18 protein-coding genes are annotated in these 21,089 nt (G+C 63.7%); 8 read left to right on the forward strand and 10 right to left on the reverse strand.

Annotation, left to right across the window (positions count from 1 at the left end):
• Positions 1 to 144 precede the first annotated feature (144 nt).
• The gene (locus H8S23_RS06185) at positions 145 to 654 is read left to right on the forward strand and encodes a hypothetical protein (RefSeq protein WP_186887459.1); all 510 of its coding nucleotides are present in this window, start codon (positions 145 to 147) and stop codon (positions 652 to 654) included.
• A gap of 512 nt (positions 655 to 1,166) precedes the next feature.
• Here H8S23_RS06185 and H8S23_RS06190 read toward each other — a convergent pair.
• Together H8S23_RS06190 and H8S23_RS06195 are read right to left on the reverse strand one after the other, a co-directional pair.
• The gene (locus tag H8S23_RS06190; protein ID WP_186887460.1) at positions 1,167 to 1,889 is read right to left on the reverse strand and encodes a DUF5131 family protein; all 723 of its coding nucleotides are present in this window, start codon (positions 1,887 to 1,889) and stop codon (positions 1,167 to 1,169) included.
• A gap of 428 nt (positions 1,890 to 2,317) precedes the next feature.
• Positions 2,318 to 2,890: an ECF transporter S component gene (locus tag H8S23_RS06195; RefSeq protein ID WP_186887461.1), complete on the reverse strand. Its 573-nt coding sequence runs from the start codon at positions 2,888 to 2,890 to the stop codon at positions 2,318 to 2,320.
• A 123-nt stretch (positions 2,891 to 3,013) separates the two neighbouring features.
• Here H8S23_RS06195 and pdxR point away from each other — a divergent pair, with 123 nt between their 5' ends.
• The 5 genes from pdxR (at position 3,014) to H8S23_RS06220 (ending at position 8,513) form a co-directional block, all read left to right on the forward strand.
• Positions 3,014 to 4,399 (forward strand): MocR-like pyridoxine biosynthesis transcription factor PdxR, encoded by a 1,386-nt coding sequence (pdxR, locus tag H8S23_RS06200; protein WP_186887462.1) that lies wholly within the window; start codon positions 3,014 to 3,016, stop codon positions 4,397 to 4,399.
• Positions 4,400 to 4,645: 246 nt separating this feature from the next.
• Complete coding sequence (locus H8S23_RS06205) at positions 4,646 to 6,079, forward strand: M20/M25/M40 family metallo-hydrolase (RefSeq protein ID WP_186887463.1); 1,434 nt, start codon at positions 4,646 to 4,648, stop codon at positions 6,077 to 6,079.
• A 134-nt stretch (positions 6,080 to 6,213) separates the two neighbouring features.
• Complete coding sequence (locus H8S23_RS06210) at positions 6,214 to 6,780, forward strand: GNAT family N-acetyltransferase (protein ID WP_186887464.1); 567 nt, start codon at positions 6,214 to 6,216, stop codon at positions 6,778 to 6,780.
• Between the two features lie 16 nt (positions 6,781 to 6,796).
• A complete protein-coding gene (gene ybaK, locus H8S23_RS06215; RefSeq protein ID WP_186887465.1) occupies positions 6,797 to 7,285 on the forward strand; it encodes a Cys-tRNA(Pro) deacylase in 489 nt (162 codons plus the stop codon).
• A 349-nt stretch (positions 7,286 to 7,634) separates the two neighbouring features.
• On the forward strand, positions 7,635 to 8,513 hold the full coding sequence (locus tag H8S23_RS06220; RefSeq protein WP_186887466.1) for an AraC family transcriptional regulator: 879 nt from the start codon (positions 7,635 to 7,637) through the stop codon (positions 8,511 to 8,513).
• A 509-nt stretch (positions 8,514 to 9,022) separates the two neighbouring features.
• On the opposite strand, the gene H8S23_RS06225 is transcribed toward H8S23_RS06220, so the two are convergent.
• Positions 9,023 to 9,703, reverse strand: coding sequence for a DUF2461 domain-containing protein (locus tag H8S23_RS06225; protein WP_186887467.1), 681 nt, complete (start codon positions 9,701 to 9,703; stop codon positions 9,023 to 9,025).
• Positions 9,700 to 10,557, reverse strand: coding sequence for an RNA polymerase sigma factor (locus H8S23_RS06230; protein WP_186887468.1), 858 nt, complete (start codon positions 10,555 to 10,557; stop codon positions 9,700 to 9,702). Before H8S23_RS06230 ends, H8S23_RS06225 begins: the two co-directional genes overlap by 4 nt.
• A 674-nt stretch (positions 10,558 to 11,231) precedes the next feature.
• Here H8S23_RS06230 and H8S23_RS06235 point away from each other — a divergent pair.
• The gene (locus H8S23_RS06235; protein ID WP_186887469.1) at positions 11,232 to 11,435 is read left to right on the forward strand and encodes a DUF896 domain-containing protein; all 204 of its coding nucleotides are present in this window, start codon (positions 11,232 to 11,234) and stop codon (positions 11,433 to 11,435) included.
• Positions 11,436 to 11,722: 287 nt separating this feature from the next.
• On the opposite strand, the gene H8S23_RS06240 is transcribed toward H8S23_RS06235, so the two are convergent.
• The 5 genes from H8S23_RS06240 to H8S23_RS06260 all read right to left on the reverse strand — a co-directional run bounded on the left by H8S23_RS06240 (position 11,723) and on the right by H8S23_RS06260 (position 18,490).
• Complete coding sequence (locus tag H8S23_RS06240; protein WP_186887470.1) at positions 11,723 to 13,594, reverse strand: ABC transporter ATP-binding protein; 1,872 nt, start codon at positions 13,592 to 13,594, stop codon at positions 11,723 to 11,725.
• Complete coding sequence (locus H8S23_RS06245) at positions 13,591 to 15,813, reverse strand: ABC transporter ATP-binding protein (protein ID WP_186887926.1); 2,223 nt, start codon at positions 15,811 to 15,813, stop codon at positions 13,591 to 13,593. Before H8S23_RS06245 ends, H8S23_RS06240 begins: the two co-directional genes overlap by 4 nt.
• Before the next feature lie 81 nt (positions 15,814 to 15,894).
• Positions 15,895 to 16,449, reverse strand: coding sequence for a MarR family transcriptional regulator (locus H8S23_RS13945; RefSeq protein ID WP_186887471.1), 555 nt, complete (start codon positions 16,447 to 16,449; stop codon positions 15,895 to 15,897).
• Between the two features lie 587 nt (positions 16,450 to 17,036).
• A complete protein-coding gene (gene tadA, locus H8S23_RS06255; RefSeq protein ID WP_186887472.1) occupies positions 17,037 to 17,537 on the reverse strand; it encodes a tRNA adenosine(34) deaminase TadA in 501 nt (166 codons plus the stop codon).
• Positions 17,534 to 18,490, reverse strand: coding sequence for a CPBP family intramembrane glutamic endopeptidase (locus H8S23_RS06260; RefSeq protein WP_186887473.1), 957 nt, complete (start codon positions 18,488 to 18,490; stop codon positions 17,534 to 17,536). Before H8S23_RS06260 ends, tadA begins: the two co-directional genes overlap by 4 nt.
• A gap of 427 nt (positions 18,491 to 18,917) precedes the next feature.
• Between H8S23_RS06260 and H8S23_RS06265 the strand changes: the two genes are divergently transcribed.
• Positions 18,918 to 20,165 carry a glycosyltransferase family 2 protein gene (locus H8S23_RS06265; RefSeq protein ID WP_186887474.1) on the forward strand — a complete coding sequence of 416 codons (1,248 nt, stop codon included), beginning with the start codon at positions 18,918 to 18,920 and terminating at the stop codon, positions 20,163 to 20,165.
• A 472-nt stretch (positions 20,166 to 20,637) separates the two neighbouring features.
• Here H8S23_RS06265 and H8S23_RS06270 read toward each other — a convergent pair whose 3' ends face one another.
• Positions 20,638 to 20,859 (reverse strand): hypothetical protein, encoded by a 222-nt coding sequence (locus tag H8S23_RS06270; protein ID WP_186887475.1) that lies wholly within the window; start codon positions 20,857 to 20,859, stop codon positions 20,638 to 20,640.
• Positions 20,860 to 21,089: the final 230 nt, after the last annotated feature.

Consider the following 21,089-nt stretch of genomic DNA (forward strand, 5'->3'; position numbering starts at 1 on the left):
TTTTGGCCCGCAGCGCTGCGGGAGCGCAAAAAATCGGTTTTTCCGGGCGTTTGGCAGGAGGACGGGCCGCGGCGCTGCCTGCTGCTTTTTTGCCCCCATTCGACCTGCCGCCCGTCTTCAAAATACAAAAGCGAGGTGCTTTTTATGAAAAAGAAGCTTGTGATCCTGGCCGCACTGGCCTGCCTGCTGTTCACCGCCTGCGGGGGAAACAGTTCTTCCGCTGCCGGCGGCGCGTCCTCTTCTCAGCCGGGTTCCTCGTCCTCCGCCGCGGCACAGCCCACCGCCACGCCGAAAGCCACCGCCGCGCCCACCGCGACCCCGCAGAAAGACGCGTCCTCTTCCGCTGCGCCGTCCTCCTCCGAGGTGGCGCAGGACGTCTCCGCCTGGGTGGGCAGTTATGCCAAGCAGCCGGGCAGCGCCGGCCAGATCCTGCTCACCGTCACCGAGGGCAGCGAGACGGGGCTCATCCATTTTGTGCTGGACGCCAAGGGCCTGACGGTGGAGGGAGACGCCACGGTCTACAAGGACGGCGGCGCGCTCTGCGAGGCGCAGGGCAACCTGACCCTGTCGCTGGGCCGCAGCGGCGTCACGGTGACAGAGGGCAAGGAGCTGAATCCCAATGTCGCATTCAGCGGCCTGTATGAAAAGATCTGAATAGATGCCGCAAAAAAATAGCCGCAGTGCGGCTATTTTTTTTGTGTAGTTGTATCGGGAGTTCTAAAGGCAAAAAACAGCCTGATGAGATAGGAAAAGTATCCAGAGCCGCGGTACAAGGACCGGAATCGAGGATCCTGGTGCCGAGGATAGGCGCTTCCCTCTTTCCATAGGATCGGCGGTGTCCTCCAATGTGCCTGACAGGGAGATTTCAGGCACTTCATCTGTGAGCTGAAATCAAGGTATCGCCTGTCTTGCCGCCTTTGGGATCGGATCTGCCGGTCAGACTGTTCCAGCAGTTCTTTGACCGAAGCTGAGTCCTCAACACAAATCCGGCCCCCAGAGGCGTTTTGATATTCTATCTTTACGAAAGACTTCTCCATTTGTTTTTCCTCCCTCCCTCATGTTTGCGGGCGGGCAGATGAGATGGGGGAGGGCGGGAAGCAGCAGCCGGGGCGGCAGTGGGAGACAGACCCCGTCCGGACTTTGGGTCAAGTTGGCTCAAAACCCTGTCAAAACAACCTTTTTCCATCTGAAATATCTATTCCAAGTTCTTTGGCTATACTTGCTTGCTTAAAAGGATTTATTTTTTCAACTATTCCATTACGCCTAAAAAGTGAGCCTGTATTTTTGAACCAAAACGTTTTGCTTGCCTTTTCGCATTGCTCACGGATATTCAGTACCCAATCATAGTCGCATTCACGGGCTTCCCGGCCTGTTTCGCCGCCAACGGTAACATGCTCTACGCCATGAAGATACGGGGTCAAGTCTATCGCTTCTAAAAGTGGGGCGCAAGCGATAAATCGCCGCTTTATCGGATAAGACAGAAATAAAGGAAGTCTGTAATCGGCTGATTTTTGATTTTCAACAGTACATCCAATATTCACATTGTCATATCCTGCTCCCCAATCTGACGGAAGCGATATGAGAAAGCGGTCGATCCGTTTTGTCAAAATCAAAAAATCGATGTCCGCCCGTTCCTTGATCATCGCCCAGACCTCGCCCCGCCACTCGTCCGCTTCGGGCAGGAAAAAATCAGTGGCAAAACAAGTAGCGAGAATTTTATCCCCTTTGATGTTATATTCGCCCTTTTTATTTCTCCTTATGGGCCAGTCGAATTTGTCTGTTTTTAGAATTGTATTCTGCCCATATCGTTTTGCATATGGCCCGTAAAAATAACAGTTTGTGCAACCATCACTTATTTTGTAACAGCCGGTCCACGGCTCCCAATTCATAGGCGGCCTCCTTTGTTTAGGGTAAAATCGCGGCTTTGATTCACCAAAGCCGCTGCGGGTCATCTATCAAAGTACGGCTCCAAAATAGACTTGAAAATCATGTGACTGTTCTTTGACACGATCGACTGGTGCACCAGCGATTTCGGCGTATCCTTGTTCCAGGGAAAATCCCTCAAAGGTTCCATGCGCACCAAACCTTTCAAAAAAATTCACCGACAAGGATTTTTATTATAGCATGATAAATCGGGAAAGGAAATGTACAATAGCAGCAAAGGATATTTACTATGCGCGACCCCGGCGCGGCCGGGCGTTTTCCGTCTCAAAAAAAGCGCGCCTTGAAAACCGAAAGTTTTTCAAGGCGCGCTTTATGATGTTGTTTCACATGCCGCCAGGAGAGCTGCAGACGGACCGGTTTTCCGGCCCGGGGCTCACCCCTTTGCGGAGCGGCCGCTGTCCAGCGGCAGGATGCCTGCCCGGCGCAGGGCGGGACGCAGCGCGCGCGCCAGAAGCACCGAGGCGATCACAGCCATCACGGCGTTGGTCAGCGAGGTGGCCCCTTTGGTGTAGAGCTGGGTGACGATGGCCCCCTGCGCCTGCCCTTCAATGGTCATGACGATAAAGGATTTTACCAGATAAAGCGCCACATAAGCGGCGCTGCCCACCGCCGCGCCCAGCACGTCCCGGCCCGGGCCCTGCTTTTGGCCGCGGCCCGCGATCAGGCCGGCGAGAAAGCCGATAAAGAACTTGGTGATAAAGGTGATCCAGCACTCTGCGATATAGGCCGGATTGGTCAGGTCGAACAGCATGCTGCCGAAGCCGGAGGCGAGGCCGCCGGTAAACGGCCCGAACAGCAGGCCGGACAGCGCGCAGAACACATTGCCCAGATGGATGCGGGCGATTTGCCCGATGGGGATCTGGATCCAGCTGAAGATAAAGACCAGGGCGGCGAGCAGCCCGGTGACCGCCAGGCGGCGCACGGTGAAAGACGCTTTGTTTTGCATAAATGGTTCCCCTCTCTGATTGACAAAAGCCCTTGTCGGGTCTATGGTTATTGTAAAGAAAAACTGGACCCATTAAAATATCCAAAAAATGTTTTTTTAATGAGGTCAGATGGGAGGTGTTCCGTGGAATATTTTCCTCTGGTACTGGATGCCGCAGACAGACGGCCCCTTTATCAGCAGCTGTACGCCTGGCTGGCGGGCGAGATCAGCGCGGGGCGGCTGCAGGCGGGCGAGCGGCTGCCCGCCAAGCGCAGCGCGGCGGCCAACCTGGGGGTCAGCCTGAATACGGTGGAAACGGCGCTGGCCATGCTGGCGGCGGAAGGCTATGTGGAGGCGCGGCCGCGCAGCGGGGTCTATGTGGCGGACGTGGCGCCGCTGGTGCCCGCCGCGCGGCCGCTGCCCGCCGCCGCGCAGGAGCAGACGCCCCCGCAGTGGGACTACAGCTTTGCCACCAGCGGGGTGGATACCTCGCTGTTCCCTTTCAAGACCTGGGGGCGCATCGCGCGCGGCGTGCTCTCCGCCGACCCGGCGCTGCTGAACCCCGGCCCGGCGGAGGGAGAGGCGGCGCTGCGGGGCGCGATCGCGGGCTATCTGCACGAGTTCCGCGGCGTCCACTGCGCGCCGGAGCAGATCGTGGTGGGCGCGGGCATGGAATATCTGCTGGGCCTGCTGGCCCATCTGCTGCCGGCGGAGGTGGCGCTGGAAGAGCCCGGTTACCCCAAGGCGCGGCGCATTTTTGAAAACAGCGGCCTGCAGGTGCGGGGGGTGCCGGTGGACGGGGGAGGCCTGCGGGTGGACGCGCTGGAACGCAGCGGCGCCGGCGCGGTCTATGTCACCCCCTCGCATCAGTTCCCCACCGGCGCCCTGATGCCGGTGGGGCGGCGCAGCGCCCTGCTGCGGTGGGCGGGGGCCGCGCCAGGGCGGCTGATCGTGGAGGACGACTACGACTCGGAGTTCCGCTTCGACGGCAGGCCGGTGCCCTCGCTGCAAAGCCTGGACGCGCACGGGCGGGTGGTCTATGTGGGTACTTTTTCCCGCAGCATCGCGCCGGGCATCCGCATCGGCTATATGGTGCTGCCGACGGCGCTTCTGGCCCGGTACCGCCGCGTTTTTGCCGGTTATGCCTGTACGGTGTCCCGTTTGGAGCAGCAGACGCTGACCGGCTTTTTGACAGGCGGCCATTTTACCCGCGGGCTCAACCGGGCCAGGGGCCAGTATCGCCGCCGCAGGGACGCCCTGACGCAGGCGCTGCACGCCGCTTTCGGGCCGCGGCTGGCGCTGTGGGGGGCGCACACGGGCCTTCACCTTGTGGCGTCGCCCGGTCTGCCGCTGACGGAGGCCCAGCTGGTGGAGCGGGCCGCGGCGGCCCGCGTGCGGCTGTCCGGGCTCTCCCGTTACGGCAGCCCGCCGCCGGGGCTGGACGCCGCGGTGGTGCTGGGCTACGGCACGATGGACGAAGACGCCATCCGCTGCGCGGTGCGGCGGCTGGCGGCGGTCTGGCAGGCCTGAGAGGCCTCCGATGCCCGCGCCCTGCCGCGCGCCCCCGCAGGGCGCGCGTTTTTCCCTGTACGCTCAAAAAGAGCGGGGGCGGGGAAAAACTGCACCCGCAGACGCGCCGTGTGCGCCCTGTCCCGCCGCGGCGGGCACAGGACAAACGGCGGGCCCTGTCTCTTTCAGGCGCGGGGGGAATGTGGTATACTGTTTTAAAACAAGTCAGCTGTGGGCGGCCCCGCCGCCCTGAAAGGGAGTGTTGTCATGTTCTGGTGGATCCTTCTGGCCCTGGCGGCGGTCTTCATCGCCGTGCTTCTGGTGCGGGCGGCGCGGTTTCGGCCGCAGGACGACGGCCGTGCGGCGGCCGGGCCCTGCGAGGTGGACGCCGCCGCTGCGACAGAGCATCTGGCGCAGCTGGTGCGCGTGCCCACGGTGTCCAGCTACCGGCTCGAGGAATTTGACGAGGAAAAGTTCGAAGAGTTCCGCGGCCTGCTGAAAAAGTTTTATCCAAAGGTGTTCGAGACCTGTACTTACGAGCGCTTTGACCACACCGAGATGCTTTTCACCTGGAAAGGCAAAAGCAGCGCCGCCCCAGTGGTGCTGATGGCCCATTACGATGTGGTGCCGGTGGAGGAGAGCCGCTGGAAGCACCCGCCTTTCTGCGGCGAAGTTTTTGACGGGGAGCTGTGGGGACGCGGCACCCTGGACACCAAGATCACCCTGATGGGCATCTTTGAGGCCGCCGAGCGGCTGATCGGCGAGGGCTTTGTGCCCCAAAACGACGTCTACTTTGCCTTTGCGGGCGACGAGGAGGTCAACGGCACCGGCGCGCCCGCCGCGGTACAGGTGCTGCGGGAGCGCGGCGTCAAGCCCGCCATGGTGGTGGACGAGGGCGGCGCGGTGGTAGAGGGCGTTTTCCCCGGTGTGCAGCGGCCAATGGCCGTGGTGGGCATTGGGGAGAAAGGCCTGGCCGACCTGGAGGTCACGGCCAAAAGCGAGGGCGGACACGCCAGCCACCCGCCGCTGCACAGCGCCGTGGGCGTGCTCAGCAAAGCGGTGGTGGCCTGCGAGAAGCATCAGTTCAAAGCGGAGATCACCACCCCGGTGCGGGAGATGCTGAATACCGTGGGCCCCCACGCGCCGTTTGCCCTGCGGATCGTCTTTGCAAATCTGTGGTGCTTCGGCGGCCTCATCACCGGCGTTATCCACAAGCTGGGCGGCGAGCTGAACGCCATGATGCGCACCACGATGGCTTTCACGATGGCGCGGGGGTCCAAGCAGTCGAACGTGATGCCCAACGAGGCCACTGCCACCGTCAACCTGCGGCTGATCAACAGCACTACGGTGGAGGGCGCGGCCGAACATCTGCGCAGGGCCATCAACGACCCGGCGGTGGAGGTCAGGGTACTGCACGGCTCGGAGGCGTCGCCGTATGCGGACGTGAACAGCGAAGCCTGGCGCACCTTGGCGGCGGCGGTGGGGGAGACCTGGCAGGAGGCCATCGTCACCCCGTATCTGATGATCGCCTGTTCCGACTCGCGCCATTTTTCTGAGATCTGCCCCAACGTGTTCAAGTTTTCGGCCATGGCGCTCTCCGCAGAGCAGCGCGGCCTGATCCACAACGATGACGAGCGGGTGGAGCTGCCCACCATCGCCAAGACGGTGGAGTTTTTCACGCGGCTGATCCAGAAGCTGTGAGCCGCGCCGGGCGTGCCGGCCAGGCTGGGGGACCGCGGGGCTTTGAAAAAGGCTCCGCGGCTTTTCCTCACCGGGCCGCCGCGGCCCGCACCCAAAGCAAAAAAATGCCGCGCAGCGGCGGGGAGAAGAGAGCGATGCTGAGACTGGGCACACCGATGGACGCAGGAGAATTGCTGGCGGTCTACGCGCCGTATGTGGAAAAGACCGCCGTCACCTTTGAGACCCGGACACCCGCGCTGGAAGAGTTCGCGGGCCGGATCGACGAGGACGGTCGCTATCCCTGGGTGCTGGCGTTTCATAGCGGGGAACTGCTGGGGTATGCCTGCGCCCATCCGTTCAGCGGCCGGGCGGCATATGGCTGGACGGCGGAGACCAGCATCTATCTGCGGGAGGACAGGCGCGGCCTGGGGGTGGGGCGCAAGCTGTACACCGCCCTGCTGGAGCTGCTGCGCCTGCAGGGATATGGCTCCGCGGTGGCGGTGCTCACCGACCCCAACGCGCCCAGCGAGGCCTTTCACGAAAAGCTGGGCTTTTCTGTCTGCGGCCGGCTGCCCCGCGCGGGCTATAAGGCGGGCCGCTGGTGGGGCGTCAGCTGGTGGCAAAAAGAGCTGCAGGCCCCCGGCTTTGTCCCCGGCCCTATTTTGCCGCTGCCTGCCCTGAGCCGCGGGACCGTGGAACGGGTGCTGCGCGAAAACAGCTGAGAGAGGGGCGGACAGGATGGCAAAAAAAGAGGAAAAGACCAATGTGATGCGCCTGCTGGACCGGGAAAAGGTCGCCTATCAGGCCCACGCCTACGACCATTCGGACGGGGTGATCGACGGCGCGGGGGTGGCCCGCAAGCTGGGGCAGGACCCGGCGCGGGTCTTTAAGACCCTGGTCACCCGCAGCGCCTCGGGCAGCTATGTGGTTTTTTGCCTGCCGGTGGAGCGGGAACTGGATCTGAAAAAAGCGGCCCGCGCGGCCGGGGAAAAATCGGTGTCGATGATCGCTGTGGCGGAGATCAACAAGGTCACCGGCTATATCCGCGGCGGCTGCAGCCCGCTGGGGATGAAAAAACAGTATGCGACATTTTTTGACGCCAGCGTCCAGGGGCTGGAGACGGTGATGGTCTCGGCGGGCCGGGTTGGCTTTCAGATCGAGGCCGCGCCGGCGGACCTGCTGCGGCTGACAGGCGCGTCGACGGCGGATCTTGCGGCCCGGCCCTGAGCGGGGAGGGCTGAAAAAGGAATGCCTGCCCCGTGGCAGCCGTGGGACGGCGGCCGCGCCGGGAGACCTGCTGCACCTTATCACCAGGGCGGAGCGGCGGCTCTGCGCCCGGCGTCTGTTGTCAGCAAGGCGCCCGCCCTGCGGCACGGTTTTGCCGGAAGATCGCGTTTTCCCTTTCCAAAAGCCATCCGCACCGGGGCGGATGGCTTTTGTGTTCCGGGCCGGGCGGCAGCGGAGAGGCAGGGGACCGTGCGCGGGGCTGCGGCAGCCGCCGGGCAGCGGGGCAAAAATAGTCGAGAAAAATTTTTTTCTTTTCTCTATGATGAAAAGGCCGGGGAGGTGAGAGGAAATGCGGGAACAGGTGGAAGCGGTGCAGCGGATGCAGGATTATATCGAGGAGCACCTGGGGGAAGAGATCACCCCCGCCGATCTGGCGCGGGCGGCGCTCTTCTCCCCCTGGCACGCCTGCCGGCTGTTTACCGCCTGGCTGGGCCTGACCCCGGCGGATTACATCCGCCGCCTGCGGCTGTCCCGCTCGGCGCTGCGGCTGCGGGACGAGGCCTGCAAGGTCGCGGACGTGGCGTTTGAGATGGGGTTTGGCAGCGTGGACGGGTATCAGCGGGCGTTTTTCCGCGCGTTCGGCTGCAATCCGCGGGAGTATGCCGCCCGGCCGGTCCCGCTGAGACTTTTCACCCCTTACGGCGTAAAATACCGAGAAATGGAGAGAAAAACCGTCATGGAACCTGTCAAAAACGTCTTTGTCCGGCTCGTGGAAAAACCGGCGCGAAAAGTGATCCTCAAAAGGGGCGTGCGCGCGGACGATTATTTTGCCTACTGCGAAGAGGTGGGCTGCGATGTGTGGGGGATTTTGCGGAGCATCCGGGGCCTGGAGGGGGAGCCGGTCTGCCTGTGGCTGCCCTCCGCCTATATCGCGCCCGGCACCTCGCGATATGTGCAGGGGGTCGAGGTCGCAGAGGTGGATGAGACCCAGCCCCCCGAGGGCTTTGACGTCATCCGGCTGCCGGCCGCAGAATACCTGCTGTTCCAGGGCGAGCCCTTTGCGGAGGAGGACTACTGTCAGGCCATCGAGGAGCTGGAGGCGGCGATAAAGAAGTACGACCCGTCCGGGATGGGCTATGTCTGGGACGAGACCAACCCCCGCATCCAGCTGGAACCCATCGGCACACGCGGCTATATCGAGCTTATGCCGGTGTGCAGAAAACCGTAACGCCCCGGGGCTGGGCAGAACGCAGGGAACCAAAAGCGCCCCCGGGCGCAGAAGCGGCGGGCGGCCGCAGCGGAGCCCCTCTCTGCCGCCCGGGGCCAGGCGGCCGATTTTCACGGCTTTTACAGCGCGGGGCCGCCGGGGGCACCCGGCCGTGCGGGGGATGCCGTCCCGCGGTTTAAAGATCGGTTTTTTTACTTTTTTAGCTGCTTCTTTTGTTTCTGTGCAAAAAAGTGCCCGGCCGTCCAGCGGCCGGGCGCTTTTTGCTGTTTTATCCTCGGGGCAGGCCGCGGCGGCGACCACCGCGGGGCGGGCCTGGGCGGGCCCGTTTTGCGGGAGAGGGAGCTGCTTTTCCGGCGGGCGGCGGGCGCGCGGTCAAAGGCCGCAGTTTCAGCGCTTTTCCGGGCAGGGCGCCCATGACCGCCGGCCGTCAGCGCCGGGAAAAGCCGTCAGGAGGACCACCTTTGCGGGGGAGAGAAAAAGAAAAACTTTTCCCCTACGAGCCGCGCGCTTTACCGGGCGGGCAGTTCAAACCCCTCCAGCGCGCGGTTCAAAAAGTCGTTGAAAGGCTGCATCCGCTGAAAGGCCTCCGCCACCCAGGGCAGAAAGCCCGGCTCCAGCAGGCGGCTGTCCGGCACCGGCAGTTCCAGATACCAGCTTTTGCAGCGCAGCCATTCCGCCTGCGGATGGGCCGGGTCATAGCCCTGCGGCACCCTTTTCAGGGCGCTGCCGCCCACTGTGAAGGTCCCGGCAAAAACGGGGTCGGCGAGGATCGCCGCCCATTCCTCCCCGTTTGCCGCGATGGCGTCCCGCACCCGTGTGGTGGCGTCCCGGAACATGTCCGCAAACAGCCCGCCGCCGAGGAACGAGCGGCCGCCCGGGCGGACCATCAGATAATATCCCACCGGCACCGGCAGTTTGCCGCGCGGCCCCAGATGGGCGCGGAAAGCGGGAAGATAGGGGGATTTGTCGCGGCTGAAACGGGTGTCCCGCATCAGTTTGAAAGTCAGCTCCCGCGCCGGCAGGACGGGCAGCGAGGGATCGGACCTGCGCAGCTCGCACAGCAGGTCCTCCACCAGCTTTTCAAAGGCCGTGCGGGCCTGGTCATACTCCTGCCGGTGGGTGTGGAACCAGTCGCGGTCATTGTTTTGTTCCAGCGCCGCCAGATAGTGCAGCATCTGCTCCATACTCATGCGCCCGTCCCCCCGTCCTGCACCGCCGCCGCAAAGCTCTCAGAGCGCATCAGCGCCCGCACGCGGCCGGCGGCCTGGGCCGGGGTGCGGTAGGCGGGCAGGCCGGCAAAGACCTGCGAGAGCTGGTCCAGCTGCTCCATGGCGCGGGCGTGCCGCAAGACCTCGTCATAGCTGCAGGACGGCAGCCCCGCAAAGGCGGGGGCGGCCGGGTCGATGCGGTGGGTGGCGACGGCGTAGTCCACCCGGCGCGCGCAGGCGCAGACGCCGCCCCCAAGGCCGCAGTACTCGCCCAAAAAAGCGGCCATTTTTTTGCGGGCGCGGGACAAGCGCTGGCGGTAGGCCTCGGGCGTCAGCTCCAGCGCCTGGGCCGCGACGCGGCTGTCCAGCCGGAACATGGTGCCCAAAATGTAGGCGCAGCGGCTCTCCGGGTCCAGACACTGCAGCATGACATTGGTGCAGGAGAGCTTCAGCTCCTGCTCCAGCAGCGACCGGTCCACGCCGCCGCTGAGGTCCGGCAGGTCCCGCTCACGGCCCGAAACGATGTCCTCACCGTAGGCTTCAAAGCTGAGCGGGCGGGCGGCGAACATGCCCTTGCGGCAGGTCTTCAGGTGATTGGCCGCGACGCGGAACACCCAGGTGGCAAAGCTGCTCTCGCCGCGGAAAGAGGCCAGGCGGGTCATCACTTTCACCAGGATCTCCTGCGCGGCGTCCTCCGCGTCCGGCACCGTGCCGAGCATCCGCAGCGAAAGGTTGAACACCATGTCCTGCACGCCCACCAGCAGGTCCTCCAGGGCCTGCCGGTCGCCGCCCAGGGCGGCTTCGATCAATTGTTTTTCCCGGTCGGGATCTTTCATTTTTCAGCACCTCCTGTTTGATTAGACTGCTGCTTGTCCCGTTTGTGACAGGCAGGGCACAGATCTTTGCGCCGCGCCGGGGCAAGCGGGGGACATCCTCTCTCCCGCCTTAAGATTTTCTTTGTCATCTTTTTGCAATCTATTTATAAGTCTAACAAAAATTGTTCACGATTCCCCTCTATAATAGCAACTGTCGGAGGGAAAGAAAATCCCCTTTGCCGGACAAGTTACAGGCCGCCGGGACGCCGCGGTGATGAAATTGCCGGGATCGGCGCAAAACGCCGGCCGCCGGCGAAAAATGCGAGAAGCCAAAAATTCCTGCTGTCCCCCGCCGCTCGGGACGCCGCCGTCGGGGCGCAGCAGACAAACCATCCTCCGCTTTGCGCGGTTTTTATAGATGTTCTCCTTTTTTTCTTTCTTTTCTCCTCATTGTCCTTGCCTGCCAAACGACTAGTTACAAAATAATTACAAATGTTAACAATTTCGTAACAACTTCTTGTAACCGTTTTGATACAATATAGTCGTAGCAAGTGACAATAACTTTTCTCCTTTTCCTCTTTTTTCTTTATGGGCCGCCGGTTCCACCGGCGGCCCCTCTTTTTGTGCCGCACGGGCAGTGGACGAGGCGGCGGTGTTGTGGTATGATGGCCGTTGAGAAAGGCAGGTTGTTTAAAATGACGCAGGAAAAGATCGCGCGCATCAACGCGCTGGCGAAAAAAAGCCGCGAGGGCGGCCTCACCGCGGAGGAGCGGGCCGAGCAGGAGGCGCTGCGGCAGGAGTACGTGCAGGCCATGAAAGCGAGCCTGAAAGCGCAGCTGGACAACGCCGAGACGATCGACGAGTTCGGTGTGCACCGTCCGCTGAAAAAGAAGCCGTGAGCCTCGCGGCCATTTAAAAGAGCGCCGCCGGCATCTCAGTGCCGGCGGCGCTCTTTGCACAAAAAAGGGGGATGGGGGCAAAAATGCTCCCCGGGGCGGCCTGCACAGGCCGGGGGCCGCGCTGCGGGCCCCGCCGCCGCTTGAGAGAGACGCGGCAAAAGCGCTTTTCCCGGCCCCGGGCAGATCGGGGCGGCGGTCCGGGGCAGGGCGGGTCCGCCGCGAAAAACAGGGGCCGGCATTAGCCGGCCCCTGTTTTTATTGTGAAAGCCACTGCCCGGCAAACGCGTTCAGGCGGTCTCCTCGGGCTCAAACTGGCTCTGGTAGAGCTCCGCATAAAAGCCGCCCTTTGCCATCAGCGCGTCGTGGCTGCCGACCTCCACGATATCGCCGTCCCGCATGACCAGGATGACGTCGCTGTCCCGGATGGTGGACAGGCGGTGGGCGATGACAAAGCTGGTGCGGCCTTTCATCAGCCGGTCCATGGCGTGCTGGATATGCAGCTCGGTGCGGGTGTCCACGCTGCTGGTCGCCTCGTCCAGGATCAGGATCTTCGGATCGCTGAGCACGGCCCGGGCAATGGTCAGCAGCTGCTTCTGGCCCTGGCTGATGTTGCTGGCTTCCTCGTTGAGAACGGTGTGATAGCCGTCGGGCAGGGTGTGGACAAAGTGCTCCACCCCCGCCATGCGGGCGGCGGCGTAGACCTCTTCGTCGGTGGCATCCAGCCGCCCGTAGCGGATGTTTTCAAGAATGGTGCCGTTGTACAGCCAGGTGTCCTGCAGCACCATGCCGAACAGGCCGCGCAGGCCGTTGCGGGTGAACTGGCGCACGTCGTAGCCATCCACCAGGATGGCCCCTTCGTTGACGTCGTAAAAGCGCATCAGCAGCTTGACCATGGTGGTCTTGCCGGCGCCGGTGGGGCCGACGATGGCCACTTTCTGGCCCGGCTGCACGATGTGGGAGAAGTCGTGGATGATGATCTTTTCCGGGGAGTAGCCGAACTTGACGTGGGCGAACATCACCTGGCCCTGGACCTCATCGGCGGACACGGGCTGTTCGGGGTCGGGGAGCTCCTCTTTTTCGTCCAGAAATTCAAAGACCCGCTCGGCCGCGGCCGCGGTCTGCTGCAGCACGTTGCTGATGTTGGCCAGCTGGTTGATGGGCTGGTTGAAGCTGCGCACATACTGGATAAAGGCCTGGATATCGCCCACGCTGATGCTGCCCTTTGCGGTCAGCCAGCCGCCCAGCACACAGATGGCCACATAGCCGATGTTGCCCACAAAGCCCATCAGCGGCTGCATCAGGCCGGAGAGGAACTGGCTCTTCCAGGCGGAATTGTACAGCTTGTCGTTGATCTCGTTAAAGGTCTCGATGCTTCTGTCCTCGCCGTTGAAAGCGCGCACCACCACGTGGCCGCCGTACATCTCTTCAATGTGGCCGTTGGCCTCGCCCAGATACCGCTGCTGCCGCACAAAGAAAGGCTGGCTGCGCTTGACGATCTGGGTGATGAAAAGCAGCGAGAGCGGCAGCGTGAGCACGGCCACCAGCGTCATCAGCGGGCTGATGGAGAGCATCATCGCCAGCACGCCCAGCACGGTGGTGACGCTGGTGACGATCTGGGTCAGGCTCTGGTTCAGGCTCTGGCTCAGGGTGTCCACGTCGTTGGTCACGCGGCTGAGCACGTCGCCGGTGGAGGTGCCGTCAAAATAGCTCAGCGGCAGGCGGTTGATCTTGAGGCTGATATCCCGGCGCAGCCGGTAGGAGACCTTTTGGGTCACGCCGGTCATCAGCCAGCCCTGCAGATAGGACAGCGCGCAGGACAGCACGTACAGGCCCGCCAGGATCAGGATGATCCAGCCGATATAGCCAAAATCGATCCCACCGGCGCCGGTGAGCATGGCGATGACGCCCTCGAACAGCTTGTTGGTGGCCTTGGCCATCACCTTGGGTCCTGCGATGGCGAACACACAGGAGAGCATGGCCGCGGCCGCCACCACGAGAATGGTCACATGATACTCGCCGAGATAGCGGATCAGCTTGCGGAAAGTGCCTTTAAAATCTTTTGCCTTTTCGCCCGGCATCATGCCGCGGGGGCCGCCGGGCCCGTGGCCGCCGAAGGGCCCGCGGCGCTGGGCGCGGGCGCCCTTGTTCTGTTCGCTCATGCCAATTCCTCCTTTGACAGCTGGCTCAGCGCGATCTCGCGGTAAGTCTCGCAGGTCTCCAGCAGCTGTTTGTGGGTGCCCTTGCCCACCATGCGCCCCTCGTCCAGCACGATGATCTGTTCGGCGTTCATGATGGTGGAGATGCGCTGGGCCACGATCAGCACGGCGCTGTCCGCGGTTTTTTCCCGCAGGGCGTGACGCAGGGCGGCGTCGGTCTTAAAGTCCAGCGCCGAGAACGAGTCGTCAAAAATGTAGACCGGGGCCTTTTTTACCAGTGCCCGCGCGATGGACAGGCGCTGCTTCTGCCCGCCGGACACGTTGGCGCCGCCCTGGCTGATGGGCTCGTCAAAGTGGTCGGGTTTCTGATCGATGAATTCCTTTGCCTGGGCGATCTCCGCTGCCTGATCGAGATCCGCGTCGGAGGCGTTTTCGTCGCCGTAGCGCAGGTTGGAGGCAATGGTGCCCGAAAAGAGCAGCCCTTTCTGCGGCACATAGCCGATATTGTCCCGCAGCTCTTTCTGGGACAGCTCCCGGATATCCACCCCGTCCAGCGTGATGCTGCCGCCGGTGACATCGTAAAAGCGGGGGATCAGGTTGATCAGGGTGGATTTGCCGCTGCCGGTGGAGCCGATGAAAGCCGTGGTCTCGCCCGGCCGGGCGGTGAAATCAATGTGCTGCAGCACGTCCGCGTCGGCCCCCGCATAGCGGAAAGAGACGTCGTTGAAGCGGATCTCGCCCCGGGCGCGGCCGCCGGCCAGATGCTTTGCCTGTGCCGGGTCCTCGATGCTGGCCTCGGTGGTCAGCACCTCGTTGATGCGCTCGGCCGAGACCGAGGCGCGGGGGATCATGATGAACATCATGCTGATCATCAAAAAGCTGAACATGATCTGCATGGCATACTGCATAAACGCCATCATGTCGCCCACCTGCATGTTGCTGGCGGCGATCTGGTGCCCGCCCACCCAGAGGATGAGCACCATCAGCAGGTTCATGGTCAGGTTCATCGCCGGCATCATAAAGGCCATCAAGCGGTTGACGAACAGGTTGGTGCGGTTCAGGTCCCGGTTGGCGTCGTCAAAGCGCTTTTCCTCAAATTTCTGGGTGCCGAAAGCGCGGATCACCATCATACCGGACAGGTTTTCACGCGTGACCAGGTTGAGCTTGTCGACCAGCTTCTGCATGATCTTGAACTTGGGCATGCCGATGTTGTAGATCACGGCGATGAAGAGCAGGATGAAGATCACGCCGACTGCCAGCACCCAGCTCATGTTGGGGCTTTTGGACAGCGCCATGAACACGCCGCCCACCCCCATGATGGGCGCATAACAGACCATGCGCAGGCCCATGGTGATGAGCATCTGCATCTGGGTGATGTCGTTGGTGGTGCGGGTGATGAGGCTGGCGGTGGAAAAGCGGTCAAACTCCTGATTGGTGAAGCGGGAGACCTTTGAGAACACGTCTCCGCGCAGGGTGCGGGCCGCGCCCGCGCCGATGCGGGCGGCCAGCAGGCCCACCAGGATGCTGGACGCCGCGCCGATCAGCGAGACCAGAAGCATCCTGCCGCCGGTTTTCATCACATAGCGGGACTGGAGGGCCGCCGTGTCGGCGCCCAGCTCGGCCAGAAAGCTCCGGGCAAAAAGCGCGCCGGTGGAAGAGGTGGTCTGTTCCGGCGCGGCGGCCGCGGCGGCCACCGCCCTGTCCACCGCCTGCTGCTGTGCGGCCAGCATCGGCAGCATGGGGTACAGCTGGGTCAGGTCAAAGGAGGCGCTGTCCCCGGCCTGCTGCGCCGTCTCGCCGGCGGCGCCCGCCAGGTCCTGCATCAGCAGCACCATGGCGTAGCCGGCGCGGCCAAAGGCGGCGTTCAGCGCGGCGCTGTCCTGCGCGTTCAGCGGGCCGGCGGTATAGACGGTGCCCGACAGGGCGGGGTAATCCTTTTTCAGGCTCTCCCACTCCGGGGTCCCCTCCTCCACCGGCGCGTAGACGCGCTCGGCCAGGGCGCGGTCCTCCCCGGTCAAAAAGGTCTCCATCAGCGCCAGGCCGTCGGCGCTGATCGCCTCCGGGTAGCTGTGCTCCACACCGCCCTGCTGGATGCCGACATTGACGATGTCGGACATGTAGTTGGGCAGGTTCAGGTCGGCGTTGGCCTGCACAAAGAGCAGTGCCACGCACAGCAGGATGGGCAGGATATAGGGCTTGAGATATCTTGCCAGTTTTGTCATCTGCATTCCTCTCCCTTCTTGGATCTTGAAATGGACGCCGCGGCCCGCCCGCGGGCGCGGCAGGCGCCGTGTGCGGCGCGTTTACGGCTCCGGCGGGGCATCTTCCCCCTCCGTCCCGCCGCGCGCCAGGGCGGCCGCAAACTCGGCCTGCTCCGCCGCGAGGGCGTCTTTTAAGTTTTGCAGCGTCTGGACAAAAACGCGGATCTGCTCGTCGCCCAGCCGGGCCACCACCCTGCGTCCCAGATGATCGTACAGCCGCATGGCGCGCGCCATCAGCGTCTGTCCCCGGGGGGTGAGCGAGACGTAGACGGCGCGCCGGTCCCTGCGGCCGCGCCGCCGCTCGATGTAGCCCAGCCGTTCCAGATCGTCGGCTTTCTGGCTGACGGTGGGGGGCGCGTTGCGCATCAGCTTTGCCAACGCGGTGATCTTGATGCCGCCCTCGCCGTCGGACAGGCCGGGCGGCGCGGCGCCGAACGGGCACTGGTCGTTTTCAAACAAATAGATATGGCGCAGCATCAAAAATTGCCCATGGCTGAGCTGGGGCAGGGGCGAATAGTTGAAAAACAGGTCTTTGATCTCCGCCGCAGTCGCAAACAGCTCCCGCGTGCGCTGATCGATCTCCTCCGACGTGGACACGCCCGGACCACCTCCTGTGGATGATAGTACCGCCGGCCCGGGCATACCTGGCGCTCCGGCCGCCGTGCGCCCTGAAAGGGGCAAAAAGATTCGCAGGACAAATATTTAGGTATGCTAAACAAATTGCGAAAGAGGTTCTATCATATGCTTTTCTTTCCAAAAAATCAATGAAAATTTTGTTAAAAATGTAAAAAGCCCGGCAGCCGCCGGGCAAAAAGAGAAAAATAAAAACGACGGCTGGCCGCCGCCGTACACTGCCGGGATCAGCGCCCGGCCCGGCACCGTGCCGGAGGAGGGTATGTGGGTCTGCATTTCAGACGTCCATCCGCAGCCGCGGCTTCGGTTTTGCCGCCCCACGGGGTCACATTACCTGTGCGTGTCCGTCTACCCCGGCACCTGCACCAGCGCCCGACGGTAACCAGTGCCCGCGCCCGCCTGCCGGGATTCCCGTGGGGAGAGACGGAAGCGCGCAGGGTATGCCGGTCATGGGGCGACGGGACGATGGGCGCTTTCCCTGCCGGACCGGGCGCACCGGGGCAGGCAGCCGCCCCGCGCTCTGGGCGGTGCGGAGGGGCGGCCGGGATCGGCTACTGCGCGTTCCCCTGCCCGGGCGGGACGCGCTTTTCGGCCCGTTTCTGCCGCAGGTCCTTGAAAAATTCCGTCAGCAGGGCGGCACATTCGGCCTCCCGGACGCCGCGCACCAGCACCGGCCGGTGGTTAAAGGGCAGGGCGGTCAGGTCGATCAGGCTGCCGCAGCAGCCCGCGCGGGGGTCGGCGGCGCCGTAGACCACCCGCACGATGCGGCTGTTGATGATAGCCCCCGTGCACATGGGACAGGGCTCCAGCGTCACATAGAGGTCGCACTGCCAAAGCCGCCAGCCTCCCAGTTCCCGGCAGGCGGCGTCGATGGCGGCCAGCTCGGCGTGGGCCAGGGCGCTGCGGCCGGTCTCGCGCCGGTTGTGGCCCGCGCCGACCACCTGGCCGTCCCGCACCACGACCGCGCCCACCGGCACCTCGCCCAGGGCGGCGGCGCGGCGCGCCTGTTCCAGCGCAAGGCCCATAAAATAGTCGTCGTCTCTCTCATTCATCTGAAATACTCCAATATCGCGGTCAGAATCAGGATCAGCAGCATAAAGACAAAGACCGGGGCCGACAGGATGCGCTCGGTGCGGCCCATGCGGTTTTTGCGGGTGGGGTAGCAGGGCAGCTTTTTTGCGCCGCCGCGGCGGATCAGCGCCGCCAGCGCCAGCAGCCCGGCGCCAAAGTAAAGGGTGAACAGAATGGCCGACAGGCCCACCGCGTTGGTGCCGTCCATCTGCTGCTGGGACCAGAGCAGCAGAAAGCTGGACACATTGTTCACAAAGTGCAGCAGGATGGAGTTGCCCACATTTTTGGTGGCAGCCGCCACATAGCCCAGAAAGAGCGAGAGGGCAAAGATGGAGGGCAGCTGGGACAGATCGGAGTGGAGCAGCGCAAAGAGGGCGGAGGTGACGATGATCGAGAACCAGTCGCCGTAAGGCGCCAGGATGCCCTGGATCGCGCCGCGGAAAAACAGCTCCTCCAGCACGGCGGGCAGCACGCAGATGGCGACGAAAGCCAGCGCCAGACCGCCCGCGCTGTCGGGCAGGCGGACGGCGGCGGGCGGGGTATAGCCGCCAAAGCCCAGCAGGATGCGCACCAGGTTGGACAGGGCGCTGCAAAGCGTGGTGTAGCAGAGAAAAAGCGGGATGCCCAGCAGCGCCACCTGCCGGGACGGCGGGCGCAGCGGGCGGCGGGGCAGCCCCAGGGGCCTGGCCCACCGGCGCAGGCAGAAAAGGGGCAGGGCCAGGTTGACGCAGGTGGCAAGGCAGTTGAGCAGCATTGCGGCCCACACCGGGATGCCCGCGGGGTTGGCCGCGCCTGCGCCCGGCAGGTTCGCGCCCAGCGCGGCCGAGAGGGCGGCCTGCAGCAGCTGGCCCAGCAGCAGATAAAGCCCCACCGCCATGCCGATCAGGTTGGCGGAATAATACAGATTGTCCCTGCGTGGTCTGCCCTCTGCCATCCCGGTCCCCTCCTTTTGCTGCGCGGCGCGCGGATCTTGCTCTGACAGTCTATATAGTAATGGAAACGGAAAAAAATTACAATACGCGGCCGTCAGGACGGCGCAGGGGGGCGCGGGCGCTTTTGGGGCCCGGTGAAACGGCGCGCGGGCGTTTTTCGGGGGCGGCGCAAGGACGGGGCGGAAGAAAAAGCGGCGTTTGCAGAGGAGCGTTTGGGGGGCGGCCGCCGGGCGCCGGGGCGTGCCGGTGAAAATTTCCTGTAAAAAAGCGGTACAGTTTTGAAGAGTTTTCTCCCTGCCGGTCGTTTCAATGCTAGAATCAAAAGCGGGGACAGGCCTCACGGACCGACGGCCGCGTCTTGGGCAAACGCCCGGCATCCCCGCAAAAATATCCCCGTCTCCCCCAGGGAGAAAAAAGGAGCTGACCGCCATGTCACTGAACCTGTTGATCGCACTGATGGCCGTGCCCGGGCTGTTTTTGGCCGCTTACGGCCTGTACTTTGCGGGCATCGCGCTGTTTGGACTGCGCCGCCGCGCCCACTATGAGCCCGCCGCCCCCAGGACCCGCTTCGCGGTGGTGATCGCCGCCCGCAACGAGGAGGCCGTGATCGGCAACCTGGTGGACAGTCTGCTGCGCCAGGATTATCCGCGCGCCCTGTACGACGTGATCGTCGCGCCCAACAACTGCACCGACGGCACCGAAGTGGCGGCCCGCGCCCACGGGGCCCGCATCTTCCGCCCGCAGGGGCAGGTGAAGAGCAAGGGCGAGGTGCTGCGCCAGGCGGTGGAAAAGGTGGTGCTGGCCGAGGGCTACGACGCCATGTGCGTCTTTGACGCCGACAATCTGGTGGACCCGGCTTTCCTCTCCCGCATGAACGACGCCCGGCAGGCGGGCGCGGGTGCGGCGCAGGGCTTCCGGGACAGCAAGAACCCGCGCCAGAGCGCGGTGTCCGGCTGTTACTCGATCTGCTATTGGATGCTGAGTCATTTTTACAACAACGCCCGCGCCGTGCTGGGCCTGTCGGCGCTGGTAAACGGCAGCGGCTTTATGGTCACGGCCGCGCTGCTGCGCCGCCTGGGCGGCTGGAACACCCGCACCATGACCGAGGACTACGAGTTCAGCGCCCAGTGCGTGCTGGCGGGCGAGCGGGTCTTTTTTGTGCCCGAGGCCGTCATCTACGACGAGCAGCCGCTGACGTTCCGCCAGTCCTGGAAGCAGCGCCGCCGCTGGACCACCGGCAGCCTGCAGGGGCTGGAGCTCTACGGCGGCCGTCTGTTCGCGCACGCGGTGTCAGAGCATGACATGGTGAGCTTTGACATGTATCTGACCTTTCTCTCCCCGATCATCCAGGTGGCGTCGGCCGCGGCCGGGGCCCTGGCCGCGGGGCTGATGATCTGGCAGGGCAGGCTGGAGCCGGTGCATCTGCTCATCGCGGCGGCAGCGGCGGCGGGCTCGGTGCTGGCCAGCGCCGTGGGCTGCGCGGTGGTGGCCCTGGCCGCGGTGCTGATGAAAAAGACGCCTCTGCCCGGCATGGCCAAGAGCATCCTCTCGTTCTGGCTGTTCATGGGCAGCTGGATGGTCATCACCCTGGTCAGCATGGTGCGCCGCCAGAAGAGCTGGGACCCCATCGCCCACACCAGCGCGCTGACCATCGACGAGGTGGGGCGCACGGCCTGAGCCAAGGGCCGCAGCGGGAGAGCGGGCGGTCCTGTACGGCCGCCGTGCAGGGCGGCGGTGGAAAACCGCTTTGGCGTTGCGGCAAATTGAAAAAAGGCGCGGGGCTGGCCCCGCGCCTTTTTGCTTTTGGGTTTTAGCATCGTCCCTTTGGCAAAGGCAAAGGGACGATAACCGCCCGCTATGCGGGTGGGATCAAAGCTTAAACAAAAGAACATCTTTTTGAGGAAAAAAGTATGTAGACCCTTTTCCAGGGCGGCAAGCAGTGATGCCGCCGCAGCTTGAACAAAGTGAAAGCCAGCGTCTTCTGGGCGCTGGCTTCTGTTGCGTCCTTATAGGCCGCTCGTCATGCCGACCCTTTTAGGGGAGGCCATGACTTGAACGAGCCGGCGCTCCTGCCCCGCCTTTTCCGTGCCTGGTCCGGGCGCTGCTGAGTGAGACCGGCCTGGGCCCCGATCTCCCGGCCGCGCTTCGCTCATCGCCAGGCAGGGCGCACGCCGGGACGGGTCACGCGGTCCAGCGGCGACCAGCCGCCGCAGTCCGGCAGGTCCGGGTCCCGCAGCACCGCGTCCAAACGGGCGAGCGGTACCCCGGCCTCGGTGGCGGTAGCGGCCGGACGCAGCGGGTAGACGCCGCCCCGCAGCGCGGCGCGCGGCAAACGGCGCAGGACGCGGTCTGCATCGACGATCAGCACCACGGACGTTTGTTCTATGACCGCCCCCTCTCTCCGATCCTCTATCCGTACAGGATATCTCGATATCGCGCGGGCCGTCAAAGGGTGTTGGCAAGCGGCGGAGGAGATCGATTTTTCACAAAAGTCCAAACCGGGACGCGGCGCGCATCGCCGCCGGACAGAAATATTAACGCGGCGTTAATGGAACCCCCAAAACCATAATGCCGCGCTAATCGCAGAAAAGGTATACTAAC

Origin of the sequence: Anaerofilum hominis (assembly GCF_014287275.1) — a bacterium.
GTDB classification, from domain to species: domain Bacteria; phylum Bacillota; class Clostridia; order Oscillospirales; family Ruminococcaceae; genus Pygmaiobacter; species Pygmaiobacter hominis.